The organism is Clostridium sp., from assembly GCF_047718555.1.
GTDB lineage: Bacteria > Bacillota > Clostridia > Clostridiales > Clostridiaceae > Clostridium_I.
In genome coordinates, this window is record NZ_JBDNRK010000049.1 from 1 (window position 1) to 22,441 (window position 22,441).

General features: G+C 29.7%; 28 protein-coding genes. 2 read left to right on the plus strand and 26 right to left on the minus strand.

Translation table 11 applies throughout. From position 1 onward, the window contains the following. Positions 1 to 287: 287 nt before the first annotated feature. The 5 genes from ABF633_RS15995 to ABF633_RS16015 form a co-directional block, all read right to left on the minus strand. A complete protein-coding gene (locus ABF633_RS15995; RefSeq protein WP_415524890.1) occupies positions 288 to 767 on the minus strand; it encodes an Lrp/AsnC family transcriptional regulator in 480 nt (159 codons plus the stop codon). Between the two features lie 6 nt (positions 768 to 773). Continuing rightward, complete coding sequence (locus tag ABF633_RS16000) at positions 774 to 1,226, minus strand: Lrp/AsnC family transcriptional regulator (protein ID WP_415524891.1); 453 nt, start codon at positions 1,224 to 1,226, stop codon at positions 774 to 776. Continuing rightward, positions 1,219 to 2,229, minus strand: a complete 1,011-nt coding sequence (nirJ2, locus tag ABF633_RS16005; RefSeq protein WP_415524892.1) for a putative heme d1 biosynthesis radical SAM protein NirJ2 — start codon at positions 2,227 to 2,229, stop codon at positions 1,219 to 1,221. The genes ABF633_RS16000 and nirJ2 overlap by 8 nt, the downstream gene beginning before the upstream one ends. A gap of 190 nt (positions 2,230 to 2,419) precedes the next feature. Continuing rightward, positions 2,420 to 3,580, minus strand: a complete 1,161-nt coding sequence (gene nirJ1, locus ABF633_RS16010; protein WP_415524893.1) for a putative heme d1 biosynthesis radical SAM protein NirJ1 — start codon at positions 3,578 to 3,580, stop codon at positions 2,420 to 2,422. 284 nt (positions 3,581 to 3,864) lie between these two features. Further along, entirely contained in the window at positions 3,865 to 5,325 is a 1,461-nt protein-coding gene (locus tag ABF633_RS16015) for an amino acid permease (RefSeq protein WP_415524894.1), read from the minus strand. Positions 5,326 to 5,612: 287 nt separating this feature from the next. On the opposite strand from ABF633_RS16015, the gene ABF633_RS16020 reads away from it, so the two are divergent. Continuing rightward, a complete protein-coding gene (locus ABF633_RS16020; protein WP_415524895.1) occupies positions 5,613 to 5,855 on the plus strand; it encodes a hypothetical protein in 243 nt (80 codons plus the stop codon). 46 nt (positions 5,856 to 5,901) lie between these two features. Here ABF633_RS16020 and ABF633_RS16025 read toward each other — a convergent pair whose 3' ends face one another. The 7 genes from ABF633_RS16025 to ABF633_RS16055 all read right to left on the minus strand — a co-directional run bounded on the left by ABF633_RS16025 (position 5,902) and on the right by ABF633_RS16055 (position 11,170). Continuing rightward, complete coding sequence (locus tag ABF633_RS16025; protein WP_415524896.1) at positions 5,902 to 6,708, minus strand: MBL fold metallo-hydrolase; 807 nt, start codon at positions 6,706 to 6,708, stop codon at positions 5,902 to 5,904. A 125-nt stretch (positions 6,709 to 6,833) separates the two neighbouring features. Then, positions 6,834 to 7,769: a cysteine synthase A gene (gene cysK, locus ABF633_RS16030; RefSeq protein ID WP_415524897.1), complete on the minus strand. Its 936-nt coding sequence runs from the start codon at positions 7,767 to 7,769 to the stop codon at positions 6,834 to 6,836. A 173-nt stretch (positions 7,770 to 7,942) separates the two neighbouring features. Next, entirely contained in the window at positions 7,943 to 8,509 is a 567-nt protein-coding gene (locus ABF633_RS16035) for a PadR family transcriptional regulator (protein ID WP_415524898.1), read from the minus strand. Positions 8,510 to 8,745: 236 nt separating this feature from the next. Further along, the gene (locus ABF633_RS16040; protein WP_415524899.1) at positions 8,746 to 9,177 is read right to left on the minus strand and encodes an EamA family transporter; all 432 of its coding nucleotides are present in this window, start codon (positions 9,175 to 9,177) and stop codon (positions 8,746 to 8,748) included. 42 nt (positions 9,178 to 9,219) lie between these two features. Continuing rightward, positions 9,220 to 10,182: an N-acetyl-gamma-glutamyl-phosphate reductase gene (gene argC / locus ABF633_RS16045; protein WP_415524900.1), complete on the minus strand. Its 963-nt coding sequence runs from the start codon at positions 10,180 to 10,182 to the stop codon at positions 9,220 to 9,222. Between the two features lie 375 nt (positions 10,183 to 10,557). Then, a complete protein-coding gene (locus ABF633_RS16050) occupies positions 10,558 to 10,920 on the minus strand; it encodes an MmcQ/YjbR family DNA-binding protein (RefSeq protein ID WP_415524901.1) in 363 nt (120 codons plus the stop codon). Between the two features lie 61 nt (positions 10,921 to 10,981). Next, on the minus strand, positions 10,982 to 11,170 hold the full coding sequence (locus tag ABF633_RS16055) for a DUF6440 family protein (RefSeq protein WP_415524902.1): 189 nt from the start codon (positions 11,168 to 11,170) through the stop codon (positions 10,982 to 10,984). A 214-nt stretch (positions 11,171 to 11,384) separates the two neighbouring features. Here ABF633_RS16055 and ABF633_RS16060 point away from each other — a divergent pair, with 214 nt between their 5' ends. After that, positions 11,385 to 11,561: an H-type small acid-soluble spore protein gene (locus ABF633_RS16060; protein ID WP_415524903.1), complete on the plus strand. Its 177-nt coding sequence runs from the start codon at positions 11,385 to 11,387 to the stop codon at positions 11,559 to 11,561. Between the two features lie 168 nt (positions 11,562 to 11,729). On the opposite strand, the gene ABF633_RS16065 is transcribed toward ABF633_RS16060, so the two are convergent. The 14 genes from ABF633_RS16065 to ABF633_RS16130 form a co-directional block, all read right to left on the minus strand. Beyond that, complete coding sequence (locus tag ABF633_RS16065; RefSeq protein WP_415524904.1) at positions 11,730 to 12,341, minus strand: transglutaminase-like domain-containing protein; 612 nt, start codon at positions 12,339 to 12,341, stop codon at positions 11,730 to 11,732. A 107-nt stretch (positions 12,342 to 12,448) separates the two neighbouring features. Beyond that, the gene (locus ABF633_RS16070) at positions 12,449 to 12,874 is read right to left on the minus strand and encodes a GNAT family N-acetyltransferase (protein ID WP_415524905.1); all 426 of its coding nucleotides are present in this window, start codon (positions 12,872 to 12,874) and stop codon (positions 12,449 to 12,451) included. 598 nt (positions 12,875 to 13,472) lie between these two features. Next, on the minus strand, positions 13,473 to 14,015 hold the full coding sequence (locus ABF633_RS16075; protein ID WP_415524906.1) for a DUF2812 domain-containing protein: 543 nt from the start codon (positions 14,013 to 14,015) through the stop codon (positions 13,473 to 13,475). Next, positions 14,012 to 14,353: a PadR family transcriptional regulator gene (locus ABF633_RS16080; RefSeq protein WP_415524907.1), complete on the minus strand. Its 342-nt coding sequence runs from the start codon at positions 14,351 to 14,353 to the stop codon at positions 14,012 to 14,014. Before ABF633_RS16080 ends, ABF633_RS16075 begins: the two co-directional genes overlap by 4 nt. A gap of 306 nt (positions 14,354 to 14,659) precedes the next feature. Then, entirely contained in the window at positions 14,660 to 14,902 is a 243-nt protein-coding gene (locus ABF633_RS16085) for a zinc ribbon domain-containing protein (protein ID WP_415524908.1), read from the minus strand. A gap of 22 nt (positions 14,903 to 14,924) precedes the next feature. After that, the gene (locus ABF633_RS16090) at positions 14,925 to 15,512 is read right to left on the minus strand and encodes a TetR/AcrR family transcriptional regulator (protein WP_415524909.1); all 588 of its coding nucleotides are present in this window, start codon (positions 15,510 to 15,512) and stop codon (positions 14,925 to 14,927) included. Between the two features lie 325 nt (positions 15,513 to 15,837). Then, positions 15,838 to 16,227: a thiamine pyrophosphate-dependent enzyme gene (locus ABF633_RS16095; RefSeq protein ID WP_415524928.1), complete on the minus strand. Its 390-nt coding sequence runs from the start codon at positions 16,225 to 16,227 to the stop codon at positions 15,838 to 15,840. Between the two features lie 274 nt (positions 16,228 to 16,501). Beyond that, positions 16,502 to 16,810: a GNAT family N-acetyltransferase gene (locus tag ABF633_RS16100; protein ID WP_415524910.1), complete on the minus strand. Its 309-nt coding sequence runs from the start codon at positions 16,808 to 16,810 to the stop codon at positions 16,502 to 16,504. A 39-nt stretch (positions 16,811 to 16,849) separates the two neighbouring features. Further along, a complete protein-coding gene (locus ABF633_RS16105) occupies positions 16,850 to 16,987 on the minus strand; it encodes a hypothetical protein (protein WP_415524911.1) in 138 nt (45 codons plus the stop codon). A gap of 136 nt (positions 16,988 to 17,123) precedes the next feature. Next, complete coding sequence (locus tag ABF633_RS16110; protein ID WP_415524912.1) at positions 17,124 to 18,560, minus strand: SulP family inorganic anion transporter; 1,437 nt, start codon at positions 18,558 to 18,560, stop codon at positions 17,124 to 17,126. Positions 18,561 to 18,603: 43 nt separating this feature from the next. Then, entirely contained in the window at positions 18,604 to 19,311 is a 708-nt protein-coding gene (locus ABF633_RS16115) for a spore germination protein (protein WP_415524913.1), read from the minus strand. A 370-nt stretch (positions 19,312 to 19,681) separates the two neighbouring features. Next, positions 19,682 to 20,743: a cell wall-binding repeat-containing protein gene (locus ABF633_RS16120; RefSeq protein ID WP_415524914.1), complete on the minus strand. Its 1,062-nt coding sequence runs from the start codon at positions 20,741 to 20,743 to the stop codon at positions 19,682 to 19,684. Between the two features lie 277 nt (positions 20,744 to 21,020). Further along, positions 21,021 to 21,728 (minus strand): DUF421 domain-containing protein, encoded by a 708-nt coding sequence (locus ABF633_RS16125; RefSeq protein ID WP_415524915.1) that lies wholly within the window; start codon positions 21,726 to 21,728, stop codon positions 21,021 to 21,023. A 10-nt stretch (positions 21,729 to 21,738) separates the two neighbouring features. Further along, positions 21,739 to 22,437, minus strand: a complete 699-nt coding sequence (locus tag ABF633_RS16130; RefSeq protein WP_415524916.1) for a YetF domain-containing protein — start codon at positions 22,435 to 22,437, stop codon at positions 21,739 to 21,741. Between the last annotated feature and the right edge of the window lie 4 nt (positions 22,438 to 22,441).

Sequence of the window (22,441 nt, forward strand, 5' to 3'; positions counted from 1 at the left end):
TTTTTACTCATAAATTATTTTTTTAATTTATATTGACTTTTACTAGCTGGTCTTATATGCATTTGTATTTATCACTTGCTATACTTATATTTTACTATATTAATTCATTATTTTCTTTGAAAATATCACTTTGTAATTGAGATAAATTACTGCCTTAATAACAGAAAAGAAAAGTATTAAAACATAACTGTTCTTACGTTTTAATACTCTTTAATATTCTTAGACCTTACAAAACATATTTTTTTCAACATTTTTGATTTTTTCTAACAACTTTAACATATTATATTTCATACATTTTCATTATCAAAATATTTCATACTAACCTTTTTAAACTGGCAGGTACTATACAATATACTATAATCATTAATATCACTTAACCTTGAGATTTCTTCAACTATTTTTTCACAATTACTTTTTGTTTGTCCATGAATCATAGTAAAAATATTGTAGGGCCAATGAGGAAATACAGGCCTCCTATAGCAATGACTCACTTCAGGAAATTTTACCATAATTTCAGTTATTTCTTTAATTCTTTCCTCTGGTATCTTCCATACTACCATAGCATTTGCCTTAAATCCAGCATTTCTATGATTTAAAATAGCTCCAAATCTACGAATAATTCCTTTACTTGAAAATTCCTTAATTTTATCTATTAATTGTTTTTGAGAAATTCCAAGCTCCTCAGCTATTTGTTTATAGGGCTCTGGTACAATTGGAATTTCTCCTTGAATTTTTTTAATAATATTTATATCTAAAGGACTTAGCATACCCTATCACTCCTTTAGTTCAAAAATAGCTTTAATTTTAAATACATCCATGGCAGGCAGCTCCAATATTTCTTCAATACCAGTACGCTCCTTAATATCCTTTAAAAAATTTTTAATATCCTCTTGTGAAGGTGTTGTAACCGTAAACCATAAATTATAGTCATTATTCCTCTTGTAATTATGGGTAACACCCTTATAGTCGCTTATAAGCTTTGCCACTTCAGAAATTCTCTCATCGGGTACTTTTATAGCACACAAAAGACTGCAGTAACCCAATTTTTTTGAATCAAATATTCCTCCTATCCTTCTTACATATCCCTTATTCTTTAGTTTATTAATTGTATCAATAACCTTTTCTTCAGTAGTGTTAAGTTTATTGGCAATTTTTAAAAAAGGCCTGTCATCTAATGGAAATTGGTTCTGTATTAAATTAAGTATCTCCTTACTTTCCCTATCCATTGCCTATATTCTCCGCTTCCACATTAGAATATAGACACCAGATATCCTCTGCCATTGGATCTTCATTATTATAAAATGCTGCCCGTGCCCTGCAGCCACCACAGGTCTTTTTATAATTACAAATACCGCACTTTCCCTTATAATCTAAAGTTCTTAGTTTTTTTAATATTAAATTATCATTCCAAATACTGCTAAATGGAATTTTTCTTACATTACCAATAGGCATATCCAAATAAGCGCAAGCCTGAACATTTCCTGTGGGGCTTATAATACAATAAGCAGTGCCAGCCAAGCATCCTTTTCTAAATCTTGTCTTCACCCCATTTTCTGCTGCAATCCTCATAAACTGAGGTGCGCAGGTAGGTTTTAATTCTATAGATACTTCTTTTTGTTTTAACATTATATTTTTTAAGGTTTTTTCATATTCTTCTTTACTCAATGCTTCATCTTCTATATTTATACCTCTTCCTGTAGGAACCATAAAGAATACATGATGAGCCACAGCTCCTATACCAACGGCAAAATCAGTTATATCTAGTATTTCATTCTTATTCCAATCCATTACAGTGGTATGTATCTGAAAGGGTAGTTTTACCTCTCTACAGTTTTTCATTCCCATCACAGCCTTATGCCAACCACCACTATAATTTCTAAAATTATCATGTTTTTTAGTATTGAGACTATCCAGACTAATACCTATACCCATAGCCCCTGCATCTTTTAATTTTTTAGCAACCTCTAATGTTATAAGTGTACCATTACTGCCAAGTACAGGTCTCAGTCCAATTTTTGATGCATATTCCACTAATTCATAAATATCTGGACGCATAAGAGGTTCTCCACCAGAAAATATCATTATCTTAAAACCAGCTTTTACTATTTCATCTAAGAGCAATTTTCCATCTTCAGTGCTGAGTTCCTCCTTGGCTTTAATACCAGAATCTCTATAACAATGCTTGCAATACATATTGCATTTATTAGTAGTATTCCATGATATAATCATAAAATAAAGCCTCCTCTATATGTTTTAATTTTAATTAGTATTATTTGAAGATTACGAACGAAAATTGGAAAAATTTACACCCCAGGCGTGTAAATTTTTCCAGGTAAATCTTGATAGTTAGTTCGCCCTTTCTCACAACTATGAATTAACAATATTATTTATATAAAATAAAATTATGCCCCTTAGGTAATTATGATATTTCTTCATCTGTCAAATAGCAGGCAGGATCTGATTCCCAAAAATCTCCTGTGACAGCTTCTGCCCTAGATCTGAAATTCCCATTACAGATGTCAAGCCATTTGCAACTACTGCACCTTCCTTTAAGCATAATTTTTCTGTTTTTCAATCCATTAATAATGGAATTGGAAGTATCCGACCAAATATCACCAAAGCTTCTCTCTTTAACATTTCCAAAAGTGTATTGTGATGTAAACTGATCTGGATGAACATTTCCTCTATAATCCACATTTGCAATAGCTATTCCTGAACGATTTCCACCATTAAGCCTCATTAATTTAAGGATATTATCCGCTAAAGCAGGATATTTTTCTCTTGATTGCAAATATAGATAAACGGAATCTGCATGGTTATCTACTGTGAGTATTTCCACCTTATTTCCTAATTCCATAGTTTTTGTCATAATGAGATTCATTGCCTCTCTGGCCTGATCATAAGATATATCCTCATCAATCATTGATGTTCCTCTACCTGAATAAACTAAATGATAAAAACAGACCCGATTAATTTTTTCTTCTTCAATAAGATGAAATATATTTTCCAGTTCATTATAATTATATTTATTTATAGTGAATCTTAATCCAACTTTCTGACCTGTTTCCCTGCAATTTCTAATTCCTCTTAGAGCACTGTCAAAAGAGCCTTTAACACCTCTAAATATATCATGTCTCTCACCAATTCCATCTAAACTTATACCTACATATCCTACGCCGCATTGTTTAAGTCTAGCTGCAATATCCTCATCTATAAGGGTACCATTAGTTGAAATTGTACTTCTTATATTACGCTGTTTTGCATATTGAATTAATTCAAATAAATCCTTACGCAGCAGAGGCTCTCCTCCTGAAAACAGTATCACAGGTACTTTGAACTCCTGCAAATCATCAATAAAATTCTTAGCTTCTTTAGTAGTAAGTTCATCTTTATATATCCTGCTGTCTGAATCTGCATAGCAGTGCCTGCATTTTAAATTACAGGTTTTTGTACAATTCCAGACAACCACAGGTCCACGTCCTTTACTAACTCCATTCTTTTGCATACTAGCTCCATGTACATATCTCAATTTATCTCCAAAGCTTTCAGTACCACATAATAATTTAGATATTCCTATCATATTTTGACTCCTATATTATTTTAATTTTTATGGAAAATTTATAATACATAAGTTGCAATTAGAATTATGCATTTAATTAATAATAGTTAAATAGAAGAATCTTAATTAAAATAGATTCATCGATAATTAATCTGTTTTATTGCAATATATACAAAAAATTAATTTACTCTAATACATTACTATACCTTTTGGATAATTATGATATAAATATTTGAACAATATGAACTGCCACTGAAATAAACAGCAGAGATTTTCGGCAATTTTATATAAATTATTTATAGAACTTAATTTTTTTTATCGCTTGTTATATCTTTATTTGAGTGCCTATGCTCCTTAGTCAGTTCTTCAGAGAACTCCGTGGATAAACCTAATCTTTGCGCCTTTCTATTTAATGGGCTGTCATTAATTTGAGGTTTTTTAACTTTTTCATAAGACTTCATTACTAAGTAAGCCAAGGAATATAAAACAAGAATTATCAATCCTGCTATAAGACCTGATGCCTGACCGGAAATAAATGGCATACTGATAATGGCCATAATAAGACTTATTAAAGCAACCCAAGAGGTATATGGATATCCAGGCATATGATATTTCCCTTCTGGAGGGTATCCATATTTTTTACGGAAACGAATATGAGTAGCAACTATCATTGCATAGGTAAAAAGTAATGCAAAACCGCCAGAGCTTACCAAAAACAAATAAACGCTTGGGAAAAAAAGTCCCAGTGTTAATCCCAAAAGCATGGCAAAACCTGAAAACAACATTCCTCTATAGGGAATATCCTTTCTATCCTTTAACAGCTTTGGAGCATGACCTTCCTCTGCAAGAGAACGGAGCATCCTCCCTATTCCAAACATAGCTGCAAGCATTGTGGAAAGGATAGCAGTAATCATTACTACATTTATTACATTTCCAGCCCATGCCATTCCCCATCTGCTAAGAGCTGCTACCATAGGGCTAACATTTTCATTAATAAGAGCTGTAGGTATTAACGGCAGCAATACAGCGACAGAAACTATATAAAGTGCAACAAGACTCAAAGTAGTATAAAAAATTGCCTTTGGAATTGTTTTTTCAGGGTTATCAGCTTCCGAAGCAGCCAATCCAATTATTTCAAAGCCTGCATAGGCAAATATAACTATAAGCATACTACCGGCAATACTCTTTATGCCTCCTGAAGCCAAAGGCTCCCGTGCCAATTCCCCAGCTCCAACAGAAGGAGCCCCATTAATCAGCCCAATAATTAAAAGTAATGCAATAATTATAAAAGAGACTATTGCCAGCAGTTTAATAGCAGCAAGACCACTTTCCAGCTTGCTTAATTTGTCAGCTCCTAATAAATTTAACAATGTAACTACTACAATAACCGCACTTCCAAGTAAGGATATAGAGACCCTTGGAAACCACTTGTTCAGTAAAATAGACACAGCCGTAGCCTCACTGGACATAGCTAAAACCATTCCCGTCCAATAAACCCATCCAACAACAAATCCAGCTCCAGTCCCAAAGGTTTTTGCAGCAAAAGTACGAAAGGAACCTGGTGCAGGATCTGCCACTGTCATTTCTGAAAGAGCAGATAGAATAAGATAAACTAAAACTCCTCCAAATACATATGAAATTAAAATAGCAGGTCCTGCAGCATGAATAGCTACAGAGGATCCAAGAAAAAAGGAACCACCAATTATAGTACCTAATGCCATCATTGTAAGATGAAATACGGACAATCCTTTCTTCTTATTTTTCATTATTACATCACTCCGAACTTAGGCATATTCAAAGAAATAATAGTCAGTATGTTAGTATATTTGACTTAATATTTATTTCCATATGCCTTATTATTTTAAAGATAGTATTCCTAAAATAAATAAAAACATTCCATAAAAGCACATGGAATGCTAAAGTTTTGAAGTGTTAACAAAATTATTTATATATTTTTTAATATCTTAAGTGTTCCAGAAAAATGTCCAACAGTATATGTACAATGTAACCATACTAAAATTGTCTGAATACACTAAATCTGAGGTGAGTTATGATGGCATTGTTTGATTCACTAAGTCCTAAGGAACTGGTTATTTTAGCAAATTTAGTTGCATTGACGCTTACGGAAGGAAAATCATCTAGTGATAATAACGTATTAGGTAATTTTTTAACTGCTGTTTCAGGTATTATACTTTCTATTGCAGCTCAACAGCAAAATCTTGAATCTTTAAAAGAAAAAGAGAAACAAATCCAAGATCTACAAAAGCAAATTAAGAAACTCAAAAATGATAGCTGACACATAGACCATCTATGTGTTTTTTGTGAAATTTTTTAAATCGTTTTTACCAATTTATTTCCAACCCGACGCCAACTTCTTTTACAGGCAAAACTTTATGTATTTCTGCTTTAACAACAAATGAAGTACAATGGCAAGGATATAATTCTCTTAAATTGTTCTGTTTTAAATAATCAATAGTTTTACTAACCTGTTCAGTTAATTCAAATAAATGAAATCCTCCTATAATTCCTAATACTCTGTTATCTTTACATACTTCTTTTGCATATTCTGTTATATTACATATCCCACTATGAGAACATCCTGTAATAATATAAATGCCATTTTCACTTTTATATACAAGTGCTGTATCATCTATTACATAATCATCAATGGAAGTTTCACCAACAACTTGCTTACCAATACATTTTCTATTTTCAAAGTCATTTATTTGTGGTATTTCTCCTAAGAAAGTTATATGTTTACTAATTTTTTTAGGTTTCTTAGAAAGAATTAAATTGCACTTTTCTTCTAGCTCTTCTTGCAAAATAGGAGAGCTAATTTTTAAATTATCTTCTACTTTTTCTTTAAATGCATCTGGATGAGCAATAATAGAAATATTATTTTTACACTTTTGACTAAAATAATATTTTAATCCTCCTGTGTGGTCATTATGACCATGTGAAATAGTAATAACATTTATATTTTCTAAATCTATATCTAATGCATTTGAGTTTTTCAGAAATAAATCAGAGTAACCTACATCAAATAGCAATCTAATATCCTCATCTTCAATATAATACGAAACAGCAGGTTCACCACAATAATATTGGTCAATATATGTATTGTTATCTACTAAAACTTTTAATTTCACCTTTTCTTCTCCTTTGATTAATACAAATAAACTTCACAATTATTTACTATTATAACGTTTTGATTTTATCATACGAATTATTCAGCAATTAATTAAGAGATTCTAAGAAATCATTCATTAAAATATTATAATTGACTAAATAACTCAGTTGATAAATATCTTTCTCCAGTATCTGGGCAAATAACAACGATTGTTTTATTTTTGTTTTCTGGCATCTTTGCTAATTTAGTAGCTGAAAAAACTGCTGCACCCGATGAAATTCCTACAAGAAGTCCTTCTGTTTTTCCTAGTATTCTGCATGTTTCATATGCTTCATTAGTTTTTACCGTGATTATTTCATCAATTACTGATAAATTAAGAACATCTGGTATAAATCCTGGGCCAAGTCCCTGAAGTTTGTGAGATCCTCTATTTCCTCCAGATAAAACAGGAGAATTATATGGTTCTACAGCAACTATTTTAATATTAGAATTTTTTTGTTTTAAAACTTCACCAATACCTGTAATCGTTCCACCTGTTCCTACACCTGCAACAAGTATATCTACATTCCCGTCCGTATCTTTCCAAATCTCTTCAGCTGTTATTCTTCTATGTATTTTAGGATTTTCAGGATTTTTAAATTGCTGTGGCATATAAGAATTAGGCATTTCCATTGATAATTCTTCAGCTTTCTTTACAGCTCCATTCATCCCTTCTTCTGCTGATGTTAAGACTAATTCTGCTCCAAGAGCTTTTAAAAGCTTTCGTCTTTCAATACTAAAGTTTTCTGGCAATGTAATTATAAGTCTATATCCTTTTGCAGCAGCTACAAGTGCAAGAGCAATGCCTGCATTTCCACTAGTTGCCTCTATAATCACAGTATCTTTGTTAATAATACCTTTGTTTTCAGCTTCTTTAATCATAGATAAACCTATTCTGTCTTTAACACTTCCACCGGGATTAAAATATTCAAGTTTAGCAATTATTTTTGCGCCTATATTTTTTTCTCTATTATAATTAGATAGTTCAAGTAAAGGTGTACTACCGATTAATTCAGTTAAATTTTTTGCTATTTTACTCATTTAATTCCCTCCCTGTTTTGATTCTCACTTTTATAAAGTAAAATCTATTTGTCTATAAGTAAATTATTACTACTGATATATATTAGTAGTAATATATATCAGTATACTGGGTAAAGTATTTCCCGTCAATGTAAATTTATTTTATAGACCTATTATTAGTAGAAATATATATATTAATCTAATAATTTAACAAAAGAAGAATTCCAATTAGAATCATTCTGAGCTTCAGCTATTAACTCTTCAGTTATTTTTATTTCTATTTCAATACGATAAACATTGTATTTAAGCATCATTCTAAAATTTATAGGTATTTTATTAGTATTAGTATTTAATTTTTTATCTGCCTTAAATTTTATATTTTTAAGTTTATTGAGTCTTTTCTTTAATAAATCAATTGCATTATCTTTATTAAGACTGCAAATATGAAACAATGAAATTCCAAAGTTGCTAGCTTCAGTTTTATATGTTTCTAATCCAATTTCCAATGAATTTATTAGAGCTTCTTCTCCTTTTTTTGTTAAGGAATACATAGTTTTAGGAGGAAGATTCCCCTCACTAATAGTTTCACCAACAATATACCCTTTACTGCTTAAATTCCTTATAGTTGTGTAAATTGAGGCTGAAGTCATAGGAAACCAGTCTTGAATTTCTGAACGTTCCATTAACTTTGTGATTTCATATGGATTTAAAGGCCTTTTCCAAATAAGTCCTAATACTAGATTCGATAATTTTGACAACATATAATTCATCCTCATTTCAGTTGTGTACGGAATTTACTTTTCTCAAGTAAAGTAGTACTTCTAAGTTTAAATCTAAATCTTTAAACATATTTAATTAGTAACTTTAATAATTAAAATATTTAATATGTAGAAAATGTTTTAAATTAAATATTTGCTACATATTATAACACATGGGATAAAAAATCTCTGCTGAAGTAGGGAACTTTGTTAAATAAAAATTCATTATTTATAGTTACCTATTTCTTATTGATAAAAACTAATCCAATAATACATATCAATATTCCTATTATTTGATTTATGGATATTTGTTCTTTATATAATAATATACCAACAAATATCAACATGATTGCAAGACTGATATTTGCCACTAATGAGCATACACTAACGTCCCACCCAACTCTATACGCTTGAATGTATCCATATTCCAATCCTACTATTAAAATTCCTAAAAGAAAACTTGTCCAGTTAATATGTTTAAATTCTGAAAAAGTTTCTTTTGATAAATTATTATTAAAAAACAATAGTAAAAATGTAAACCCAGTTGCTATTGCATATGTTATACATAGCGAAGCAAAAGGATTTACATTTTTGGGAGTAGATTTAGTACAGATATTATAAAAAACATTTGACATAATAATAAGTAAGATCGGCAAAATATAATTTAACATTTATAATATTCCTTTCTTTGTTTAGTGAAATTATTAATCCTCTTACACTAAACCCATTTCCTCATTAATACCCAGCATAATATTCATATTTTGAACAGCTGCACCAGATGCTCCTTTTCCTAAATTGTCCAGCCTTGCCATCATCATAATTCTATTTTTGTTTCCAAATACAAAAATCTCTGCCATATTTGTATTGTTACAACCTGTTATATTAAATCTTCCGTCTATCAATAAGCTTTCATCTTCAAAAGGTATGACCCGAATAAATTTTTCTCCTGCATAATACTCCGTTAAAAAACCACATATATCTTTTGCTGTTCTGTACTTTAACAATCTATTAGTATATAATGGTATACTTACAGCAAGACCATTATAATAATTGCTGACTACAGGCATAAAAATAGGCTCATATGTAAGTCCTGAATACTTTTTTATTTCTGGTAGATGTTTATGGTTAAGTCCTAATGCATAATGCCTTGGTATCTTTAAATATTCATCTTTATTATTCTCATATTCTGCAATCATTTCTTTTCCACCACCACTGTAACCTGAAACTGAAAAAATAGATACTGGATAATCTGATGGTACAATTCCACCTTTTACCAAAGGTGCAAGTGCAATTATTGAAGCGGTTGCATGACAACCTGGAACAGTGACACGATTAGAATTTTTTATTTTATCTCTTTGTTTTCGACAAAGCTCTGGTATTCCATAAGCCCATTCATCCTTTGTTCTATGTGCAGTACTGGCATCAATAATTTTTGTATGATTATTCTCTACTAGTGCTACGGCTTCTCTTGCGGCACTATCCGGAAGACACAAAAAAACAATATCTGCATTGTTAATATATTCTCTTCTAACTTTAACATCTCTTCTCATTTCATAATCAATATTTAACAATTTAACACCTGGATGTTTTAATAAGTATTCATGTATTTTCAAACCAGTTGTTCCATGTTGGCCATCTACAAATATATTGTACATACTTTCACCTTCCCTACTCATAAATATTTATATTGCATAAATATTTATATTTATTTATAATTATGCATAATTTATTATAACATTATATTGTTTTAGAGTAAATTAATGATATAAAAATTATTAACGGGAAAAAAGTAAATGAAATTATTATTATTTAGATTGCAGTAATTTTGAAGAAATGTAATGCAGAAATACCGTAAAACTCATAAACAGAGTTCTTGGAATCAGGTGGAGTTTTTGTTTATGATCTCTGATGCTTACTAACAGAGTTCTAAGTATCAGTATTTATGATACTTAGAACTCGTTGTCCTTTATGATAAATCGTTATACGAGGGACGTAGCCACCCTTTACTCCCACTTTGAAGAAGAATGGATTAATATCATCTGTCTTATGAACTAAATTTCCTTTAAAATTTCCTCCTGAACTTTTTTACTCAAAGAGCTTAATACTAATTCATAGGACATATCTATCATTTGTTTTAGAAGATTGTCAGGAACATCCCCATCTAAATACACTGAATTCCAATGTTTTTTATTCATGTGATATCCTGGCACAATATTCTTATTTTCATCTCTCAAAAATTGCCCGAATATAGGCTCACATTTTAATGTTATAATAGATTTTTTATACTTATCTCCGCCTATCATAACAAATATTTTCCCACCTACAAAGTATCTTGTTGCTTCCCATTCTATCTGATAATCTTTTTCTGCTGCTTTTTTTGAAAGACAATATTCATCAATCCATTGGTATTTCATATATATTCTCCTTGTTTTTAAATGTGATTAATCAAATAATTTTATATCAATTTACTACATATTATTCGTAAACCTTAGTAACCACCGGCTTACCTTCATCATCTAATAATACAGTTAATCCCCCACCATATCCTTCTTGATGAAATACGTAATTTACACCAGTTTTAGTATCTACAATGATTTTAGTAGTGTAAAGAGTACCCTGTTTATAGACCTCTTTAAACCTTTGATCATTATTTTTGTTAAACATAATATTCACCTCCACTTTAGTTGGAAAACACCTCATAATTACATTAATTTGAGCCTATCATATTCAATCCTATTGACTAAATTATGCCTACAATACTTAATAATTGTCAGTATAACCCATTATTTTATGTTTGTACATATTTATTAGCTTTAGGAATTTTTTTATTTTTAATGGAGAAAATATATATTAACACTACGAAAAAGGAGAACAATATATGGATATAAAAAAAGCTGCCGAAATAGTTGAATCATTGGGTGTAATTGATGTAAAGCATAAAGGCTGTCCTGTTTGGATAGAAAATATCAATAAAGAAACTAATGAGGTTGAAGTTAAAGATTTAAGTACAGATAAACATTTTACAGTAGATGTCACTGAATTAAATGAAGGATAATTAATTGTCCTAGAGTAGAAAACTACTCTAGGATCTATCTATTATTGGACAACTATAAAACTAAAATTCGGAACCATTAATGCATTTACCGTTTCCAAAATAAGTACCAATACTTCACTTATTTTAAGCACTTTTTAGTATCTACTGGACTACATTATACTTTAAAATTTATTTTGCCAATTCTTTAGGAAGGCTATGAAAAAGTTCTTCAACAGTATCACATGAATTCAAAGCATTTATAACATTATTATCAGGTTTTACAAAAATTATTGGTATGTCCATTTCACCTAATTCACTTCTAACAGGAAATGCTAATTTCTCATCTTTTACAGAAAACTGTGCATTGACACCTTTCTTATTTCCTCTTGAATCTATTCTTATCCATCTTTTTAACTCTTCTATATATACAGCATTTAAACCATGTAAAATTAGGTGAGCTTTTATCTTATCATCTAAAATAAGTTTTTGATAACAAAAGCCAGTTGGGATGTTTAAATAACGTAAAAGTGCTGCCAATAAATGAGCTTTAGCAAAGCATATTCCCTGCTTCTCTTGTAAAACCTCTGATGCCTTACAGGTAACAACGCTTCCATTAATATCAAAAGAATGTGAAATATTATCTCTAACGTATTCATATACTTTTTTTGATAGTTCTAATTTTGATTTAGTGCCGTCTTTAAGCTTCTCTGCTAATTGTTTAACATTATCATCATTAAAGTCTATTACAGATGTATTTTGTAAATAATCTTTCATATTGTTAGATTCTAAAATTAATTTCAATTTATTCACCTCTTTGTAATTTCTAATAAAAGTATTTCCTTGGTCTATACTTTCCCTACAGCATCATGCTGACAAATATGAAATATTAAACTGTAATATAAATTTATTTAAGTTTCCATAGAATAAACCAATAAATCTGAACGCTTTTTCCACCCCATTATATTCCAAAAACTCTTTCCCATGTCATTATCACAAAATACAAAAAGATGACATTTATCTATCCCTTCATTTTTAAGTCCTTCAAGTGCCTTCTCAGCCAGCTTTTTTCCTATATTCTTACCACGATATTCTGACAATACACAGGTATGATGAATGTATCCACGTCTTCCATCATGTCCACAAAGAATTGTTCCAACTATTTTATCTCCATCATAGCAGTTAAATGACATATTTGGATTACGCTCTAGATATTTTTCAATGGATTTTCTGGAATCAGCATTACTAAGTCCAATACCAGGAATGCTGCACCAAATTGAATAAATTTCATCATAAGCTTCTATAGTCATTGCTTTAATACACAAGTTTTTATCCATAAATGTTTCCTCTCTATAATCATATTTTTCAATTAATTTTGTGACATAATATTTGTATAATAGTCAACATTCAACTTTTAAATATTCTAATAAATATTCATAAATTTTCGAAACAGCTATTTCATGTCTATCATCTACAAATATATATTACACATACCTTTAGAATATCTTATCACAAGTCAACGTATTGTATAATTATTTATATATATTTATAATTATGCATACTTTATTATAACATTACATTGCCTTAAAGTAAATTATTGTATATCTTATTTTTTCTTTTAAAAATTTTAAGTGTTTATAGTACTTATATAAATACTCTTATAATTCATCAACTTTATTCATTTTGGGATCTTTTAAACTTTCTATGTGCATAAATTAATTTACAGTATTATTTACATAGAGCATAAAGAATTGTCTTCTTATTTATTAACTTATACTTATATTAAAATATGATATGCTATAAAAAAGAAACTACTAAAAAAAAGCTGCATCTAATTGCAGCTCATTTTCCAATATTATCAATAACTTTATTTTCATTTTTCACAGGAGAAACTAACTCAGTATCAGAAATTGAAAATGAAGTATATTCTGTTTACTATTTATTTTTTCTCATTTTTTTCAATTTATATGTGTATGAAATATAAGGCATTCCGGAGAAAACAATAACAACTATAGTTATTATTGATAACACACTACTTACTATTCTTACACTTCCATATACCCAGTCATATTTACCCATTATACTAAGTGCAAAAAATATAATAAATACAATTAAAGATGGTAAAGCAACTTTTCCCATTTGCTTTTGCTGCCTCTCATATTTTTCTATAACAGTTTCTTTGTCTGAATAAATAGGCTTTGTTCCTATAGGTGCGCTGAATATATGAATTTCATTTCCTGCTGAACATACATGTGACCATCCAGCAGCTTCAAAATAAGAATAATAATCTTCATCTGCATTCTTTTTGTAGTCAACAGAATACTGTATGTCCCGCGATTCTCCCTTTTTAAGTCTATATCCTAGTAGAGAAAACTTATACAAAATCCAACCTTCTTTTGCATATGCTTGGAGCGTCATCATATCCTTTTCTTCTGAAAATGCCAATCCACCACTGGGAACATATTTTGTTTTCTTCATTTAAACAAATCCCCTTTCTCTTTAAATATTTCTTCAGCAATCATTACCATTTCCCGTCTGCGCTGAACTTCTTTTTTTAAAAGTCCAATGCCATTTTTCGTTGCAACATAGGTTTTTCTTTTTTTATTTTCAGTATCAACAAGTTCAATTAGTCCAGCTGATAAAAGTTTTTGGATGCTAGTATACAAAGAAGCAGGCCCTATTGAAAAATTGCCTTTAGTAATAGTTTCAATGGTCTTCATAATAAGATATCCATGTTTTGCATCTATCAGAGACAATAAAATATAGTAAGAAGTATCTGTAAGTTCTCCCATTTCTAACGAATCATTTCTAGCCATTGTCTTCCTCCTTAACTATATCATTAAATGATATATCATTTAATATAATATATCATTTAATGATATAAGTGTCAATTATTTGTTACAAAAATTAATCTCATTTATTCATTAAAAATTAGATTTCAATAATTGTTTTTAATAGTTAAAAGGCTGTGTCACAATGCATCGATACGTATTGTGACACAGCACCTCATTAATCTTAATTACATAAAATACTCTTCTTTAAAATATGTTTTACATTCTTAAATATCAATAATTAAATTATATTTACATTTAAAGTAAAAATTCTAATGAATCTACAAATGATTAGTCTATATTTTCCCAAGCTGGAAGTTTGGACATCATTGATTTTGCAGCAGCTTTTGCTGTGTTTTCATCTAATCCCTGTGTCTTCAATATAAAGCCCGTTAAAGATTTTAGTTTCTCATCATAGGATTGCATTGTTCCATCTGGGCGTGAACAGTATTTACAATATTCTTTTTCTGTATCTCCCATAGCAAAATCTTCTGGCTTTTTCATAGGCATTCCACATGCAATACATTGTTTCATTTTAATTCCCCCATTATATTTTTTATTTTTTGATCAAGTTCATATAATTTTTTAATAGTTCATTTGAATATTTTTTCAAAACAGAACCATGGGGAGAAAACAAATCTCCATTGGTTATGTAATAATGTATCAGTCCTATCCACGTATTATAAAGGATGTGTATAGGGAGTTTACGAATAGTGCCTTGTTTCATCTCTTTCTCAGCAGCTATGCCAATATGAAATGAAATTGTAGATTGAATCATAATATAAGTATTATTAACAGCTTTAGGAAGCAAACGCCTTTCAATAACTAATCTGGTATAAAAAGCTTCAAATTCAGTTAATCCTGTCATATGTGCTTCTAAAATTCCAAATAAGCTGCTGTTTATATCAATTAGTTGATGAAGTCTCTGTGTGATTCTATTCCCAAATTCCTCAATTACAGCTATTAATAATTCTTCCTGCGTTGGAAAATGTGCAAATACGGTTCCATGTGCTACATTGGCAGCTTTCGCAATATCAGCTGTTTTAGTAGTTATTATTCCATTCTCACCAAATTGCTTCATTGCCGTTTCTATCAAATGTTTTCTAGTTAATTCTTTTTGCTTTTGCCGTTTTGTTTCTGCCATTACAGATTAACTCCTTTTATTGAGTAATAACTCATCGACTATATACTCATTATATTTATAAAAACATCTTCTGTCAATAAATTTTTTAAAATATGTAATTTTATTTACGTCATTTATCAATTTAATTTTTAGTTATCATATATATATGATTTTTAATGTAAAACGCATATTACGGTCTTGATCCTAAAAATATATAAAAAATCAAAAAAGTCTGTATCAAAAAATAATTGTTCTCCTCTGATACAGACTTTCTAACAAATAAATATTTATCCTATGACTAGCACTGTAGCACTTCAATTGTAATATCTCTATTTAGCCATATTTTCTAGTTCATTTTCTGCTTTTCCATTTCCTCTATCATTGCATGAACATTATGGACAATGTCTGGTGCATCCATCTTATCTGTGTTTATCTCAATAAAGCACATCTTATCCTTACCTTGAATATCAATTTGTCTTATAGCTTCATCTAATTCAGCATTTGTATTGGCTCTGGCAGTATAGACATTTCCACCAAAGGCTTCAAGAAGTTTTTGAAAATCCCAAACAGGTATATTATTATAATTAGTTGTTTTAGGTGTATTAAGATAAGCTTCAATAGTATAATATTTATTATTTATCAAAAATATAACAGGCTTACAACCGTTATATATCATGGAACTTAGCTCCTGAGCAGTTAAGTGAATAGCTCCATCACCTGAGAATCTTATATAAATTTAATGGCTAAAACCACATAATTGTTGATATAATCGCATTTCAATAGTGTTTAAAACTATTACATGGCTAAAACTATAGCAAATTTCTAATTTGGCATATTACCAGCACCCGCATCATGTACTGAAAAGTAGATGTAATAATATGGTATTTTATACTTATACAAATGCAAATAAAAAAGGCAGTTATGCCTTTTTAGTTAATGAACAATAATAGAATAAGGTGACCTAACGATATTAATTATTCAATTCATATAATAAAAGTCCAATACACATTTTACAATGTTAATTCCATAAAACCTACTGTAAATGGCAGATGCGAAAAATTCCTTGTTTCTTTTTCCATAAATCTATATGATAGGTACCACTGCTTTAATATTTTATTTTTTTCCATTATTTCTATGATAATTAGTTTTCCATTCAAAGATTTCACATATTCTTTAACATAATTTATTAAAGTTTTTCCATAATCATTATGACCATATTTTGGTAGCACCGAAAGCTTTTTCATTTCGTAAATATCATCCTCATACTTTGAAATAGCAACGAATCCTATTTGAATGGTATCTTTGAATAAACCAAACATTTTTATTCCCTTTGATTTATCATTTGCAAGTTTTTCGGTTTAAATAAATGCACCACTTGTTGGGCAATTCTCTTTTGTTAAATCAAATTCCTTCGCTACTGTTAAAAATGATTCTCTAATGATTGCTGCACTTATTGACAATTCTTGATTTTTAATTTCTCTAATATGGCAATTCAAATTTGACCATCTCTCTCAATACGAATAGAAACAGAATAATTTACAAGATTGCATTAATTGAAGTTAATTCAACCTGTAAGAATATTATTCACTAATTTGAAAGCAATTCAAATGATTATATTAACATGCTTATTATTTATGCACTACGTTTTGAAACTTTTTTAAATAGTTTCTTACTTTGTTGATTCGCACCGATAAAAGTTGTTTTCACGCCTTTATCTTTATTTTTGTTAATTAATTTATCAATTGCTTCAACCGCCGTTGAATCCCATAATGTCATTGCACTTATGTCGATTATTATTTCTTCTTCATGTTCGATTTCATTTGCAAAGAAATCTAGGAATTTTTCAGCTGATGCGAAATAAAGATTTCCGTATACTTTATAATGATAAGGCTCTTCCACAGTACCTTTTTCCACATTGACATTTGACATTTTGAATGCTGCGAAAATTGCACTCATTAATGTTCCTATAACCACACCATATGCCAAGTTATGTGTTGCTAATACAATTACAACAGTTAAAATCATTACAAAAGCTTCGCTCTTTGGTACAACGTTCAAGCGCTTGATTGATTCCCAGTTGATTGTTTCAAAAGAAACGACAACCATTACTGCTGCTAAAGCAACGATAGGAATTTGCACAACCACATTGTTAAACAATACGACTGATATCAACATGAAGAAACCAGATAGAAATGTCGCCAAACGACCAATCCCACCATAACTAAGATTGATGATGGTTTGTCCAATCATACCACAACCACCGATTCCACCGAAGAAACCAGAAACAATATTCCCTAACCCTTGACTTGCTGACTCACGGTTTTTATCACTTTCTTCCCCTGTTATTTCATCGACTAATTGTGCGGTTAATAGAGATTCTACTAATCCAACAATTGCCACAGAAAGAGACGTAGGGAAAATGATTTTCAATGTTTCCAATGTCATTGGTACGTTTGGAATCCCAAAGCTTGGTAGTTTGCTTGAAATTTCGCCCAAGTCGCCTAACCTTTTTACATCTAAATTTAATCCTAGTACAATCACGGAAACAACTAAAATCGAAACAATTGGTGCAGGAATCTTTTTCGTGACTTTCGGAAATAGAAAAATAATAGCCACCCCGATAATTCCGAGTACAGGTAAAGTGAGATTTCCTTTGAAATGACCCACTTGCGATGTGAACATCATAATCCCTAACCCATTTACGAAACCGATCATTACTGTTTTAGGAATATAGCGCATTAATGTTCCAACTTTACAGAAACCTAAAATTGCTTGAATCACACCTGCTAAAATTGTTGCAGCAAATAAATATTCTACCCCATACTCAGCTACTAAATGTGCTAATACTAACGCAACTGAGCCTGCTGCTGCCGAAATCAAGCCTGTTCGTCCACCGAAAAATGCTGCAATTGCTGTGATAAAGAATGTTGCGTACACCCCAACGATTGGGTTCACTCCAGCGGCAATCATAAACCCAATAACTTCTGGAAATAAAGCTAAGCAAACAACAATCCCTGCTAAAATATCTCCTTTGATATTACCAAACCATTCTTTTTTATAAATTTTCATAAATACCTTCCTTCTCAAAACATCTTCGAACAATCTCGTCTTGCTATTGAGTTCCTTCAAATAATTTAGAAGCTGCTACATCTGGTTTTTCAGTATAGCCTATAGTATCATAAAGAGTACACTTTTCCTTTAATTGTTCTTCTATATAATTTGTATCCAGTAAAAAATCTACATCCATCTCTTTTAGTTTTTTTCTTATTTGAGATACTAAATTACTACTGGTTACGCCTTTTATATAAGCTAGTATTACAATTGAATTAGATTTTTTCCCAATATACATACTTTGAAATTTTAAGTCTGCATTTCTAACTTTTCTTCTTATAAGAGAAATATTATCTACAAAAGCTTCTGTAAATCCTTCCCTTGGCCATTTTATAATACTTTCCGTAATTGGTATAGATACAGGCCTTCTGGCCCAACTCTTTGCTTCACAAAATATTAATCCATCATAAAAATCAGAAATTATAACTACATCTCCTGAAAGTATATGCAGCAGTATGTCATGGCTGGTATCTATATTTCCTATGGAATTGGCAAATATAATATTTTTTTTAATATCTTCAGCAGTTTCAATATTGTCTCTCTCCTTTACAATAGGTTCAATTATATATTGACTTATAAAATGGGAATCTGTTAAATTGTCAATAAATATTATATATATGTAACCTTTTTTACACTTTATTTCTCTGTTTTTTACATCCACATTATCTTTTAGTTTTTCCTTTATAAATGTAATATAATCTTTATTCATTCCATTACCTTCCTTATTTTTTTATATCACATAATTTTCATTAAGTATAAAATAATAGAAACAAGTATAAAGCTTTTAGTAATAGTATGGATTTTTATAAATGCTTTATACCAATTTGCCTAAATAGGAATGCAATGATAGTATTTGTGTAATAGATGAAAAACAAATATTACAATATAGGGGTAATGGGAGCATCCGTGTAACTAGGGGCAAAGTAAAAAACGTATTCTTCTAAACATTTATTAAATTGGCCTAATACCAGCATCTTTTCAATATTTTTTAGAAATGCATATCTATATGAAATAGTTGATATTACTACGTTTTCAATTTTACTTTCCACTTGGTGACAGCTATGCTGGTAATGGTCCTATTAGGCCATATCATAAATATCTATGTTACCCATCATTTTATGTTCAATAGATAAAGTATCTTCAATTTTGATTTGAACATTATATGTTATTTGACTGGTATCTCCTAAGATAAATCCATGCATAAAAGGAGGACGAGGCATATTCTTTGACGGTAATGGTTTAATAGATTGTAAATAATTAATTACCAGTTGAGGAACTGTGTCCTTTTCTATTAATAAAAGTGGAGAATGTTTACCCATATGTGCCAGTATCACACCTGAAATTATTGCCATGGGATTACTTAAGGTTCCAAAGGTAAATGCATGACCTTCTCTGTAGTTTCTTCCCCAACCAAACTTAGTTATAGGATTCTCATATTCTGCAAAGTTTATAGCTATATCGTAGGGAGTATTACCATCAATTCTAACGATATGATTTATATTATTTAACTGAGACAAAGCTGACTCTACAGCTTTCGATACGGTTTTAGTTGAACCTATAATATAGACATTTATATTATGCATTTTTCTTATGGCTTCGAGTGTACAACTTGGAATACTATCCTTTTGAACAAAAAGAATTGGATCACCGTGGTGAGCTGACCAAAAGGCTGAAACAATCCCTTCAGAGAAATCCTCACCAGACATTATAAGTATATTTTCAAATTCTTTTCTCTCACCAGGTATTTTACAAGCTGTTTCATAATGGTTTCGGCCGGTTACTTGATACGTTCTAAGTCCTAACCTATTCAGCTCTAAAGCCACATTCCTAGAAATATTACCAACCAAAATTACCTGTATACCTTTATAGCCCATTGGAGATAATCTTTGAATTTCAGCTAATGTTTCATTATTTAACATATTTCCATCTGTAAATAAGATTGGAGCATCAATAGGGAAGTGTACTAACGGAGAAGCTGCTATTCCATCAAAAACTTCACTCCTATTTACTAAGATTACTGCATTTGGCTTCATGCTTGAAAAGCCTATTTTTGATATTTCTACTGCAGTATTTATAGGATCAATTCCACATATTCTTGTAGTGTTTAAAGTGATTGGACATGTTTTTAAATTATAGTTCATATATTTTCCTCCAGAGAAATTTATCTATTAACATAGTATGGTTCTTACAAAATTTAGTTCCAAATTTAAAATTACATATCCCTTTTATAATGAGACATGGTTTCGTTTTTATATTAATAAATGAATGCATAATTTTATGATAAAAGTAAAAAATAGACCATGCTTTAGACAAACTATTATTAATACTTAAAGAAAGCAAAAAAGAGCATTTCTGCTCTTGATGTTGTACAATTTAAGAATACTGTGACTAAATATGTTATCATATATTTAGAGATTGTTAATCTTTTTTTGAAACATATAATTTTTTAGAACTATCTATGGTAGCAATATAAATATTTTTTATATTATCTATATTGTACATAGCAAGATTATTCATAAGCCATTTTTTATCTACTCCTGATTTAATTAAGTTTTCTTCAAATAATTTACCATCATTAATAATAACTAAAGGTAAATCTACGGGTTTAGCAAGTAAGTTAAAATCTGTTGGAGTAACTGGTCTATGAGATTCTTTTTTTATTATGCTAAAATGCCCATTAGGTTCTAGAATTACATATTTAACTTCTGAAATATTAAAAATATTCTTAAGTCTTAGTTCACTCATAAGTAAATCAATATTTATAAAATGTTTTTTTAAATTCTTTCTTATTATTTTCCCGTCATCTATTAAAATTACGGGTTTTCCATTAAAAAATAAAGATAGCTTTCTATTTTTTAAAGATATAAAACTAAATATATAATGCCAAAAAAATAAAGTTAATAATGGAACAATTATGTATGTAAAGGATACCTCTCCATCTAACAATGGTGCAACTGTAAGAGCTCCAAGTATCCATGCTAATACAAAGTCATACGCAGTAAGCTGATTTATAGTTCTTTTTGATATATATCTTCCTACTAAAAAAGCTATTATACCTACTATAAAAGTTCTTATTACAAACCCAAATAACGAAATGTGTTTAATAACACCAAAAACCCTCAGCATAAACTCACTCCTATGAACTTATATATAGTTTTTTATCCGAAGTTAAAATTCCTAAATAAATATTACTTACATTATCAATATTATTAGATTTAAGTTCTTCCTCAATCCAATTATAATTCAACCTATTCTCCTTAAGAATTTTTTCATCTATTTTTCCTTTATAAATAAGGATTCGAGATAAAATATCTTGTGAGGTATCCATTGCCATATCTAATTTAGTTATAGGAAGATTATTATTATTTACAGCAGCACTAAAATCCCCAGTGGATTCAGCAATTAAATACTCTACTTTTTCAAGATTAGGTGCATCTTTTTGTCTTAATATTGAAATTAAATTATCGATTGTCAGTTTTGCTTTTGAAAGATTATTCTTTATTATCTTACCATTTTTAACTAGTATGATAGGTTTTTGAGAAACTACATATGGAACTTTAAAATACAAGTATGAAATAAACAGATTAATTAAAGTGTATACTATAATTATAGCTATTGCATCTACTAATCTTCCTTTAGGATTGACCATACGAGAAGCAGCAATGTGACTAATACCTGCGGCCATTAAAAAGTTATATGAAGTTAATATACCAGGCTGACGAAATCCCATTACCTTTGCTGAGCCAAATAACATAAAGTATAAAATAGATGTTCTAATAAATAATTCAAGTATACTTAATTTTTCTCCTTGAAAGAAAATAGTATATATATTCATAAAA